The organism is Acinetobacter sp. TUM15071, assembly GCF_008980925.1.
GTDB lineage: Bacteria > Pseudomonadota > Gammaproteobacteria > Pseudomonadales > Moraxellaceae > Acinetobacter > Acinetobacter dispersus.
In genome coordinates this window covers 1-436 of sequence record NZ_BKGB01000074.1, presented here as the reverse complement: position 1 = coordinate 436, position 436 = coordinate 1, and the positions used below count along the sequence as shown (strand labels likewise).

The following is a 436-nucleotide window of genomic DNA, read 5'->3' as shown; positions in this document are numbered from 1 at the left end:
TTGCTGTACCACCAATCATCCATATATAAAAACCGCTTACCAAAAGATAAGCCAGCAGCAAAAAAAGCACGAGCTTAAAACCAGATGACAAAAGGCGAGGTGATGATTTTAAAGGCGTCATAGCGAATCTAAATATCTCAGCTGAGGTCTTAAAAAACAAAAGGACGAATCGAAATTCATCCTTTTGGAATTTTATTTATACATCGTCAAACTTAATTTGCTTTTGCAACTGGGGCAGCAGCAGTTTCATCGTTTGCAGCCTTGAACGGAGATGTATAGTTCAAGCCAAGTGTAGAACTTGTGTACTGGCGAACTTTGTCGAGTAACACAGGATCTTTGCTTAAGTCTTGTTTATAAGACACTACAATTTCATGAAGCTTCTGGTTCCACTTACCTTCAGTTTGCTCAGGGAAAGCTTTTTCAAGTAAGTTAAGCA

1 protein-coding gene and 1 pseudogene are annotated in these 436 nt (G+C 38.5%); both read right to left on the bottom strand.

Annotation, left to right across the window (positions count from 1 at the left end):
- Window positions 1-121, bottom strand: a pseudogene (locus GBI66_RS19800) (hypothetical protein); the annotation flags it as partial.
- 91 nt (window positions 122-212) lie between these two features.
- Window positions 213-436: malate:quinone oxidoreductase (locus tag GBI66_RS19300; protein WP_171494352.1), on the bottom strand; the 224-nt coding region annotated here is incomplete at its 5' end.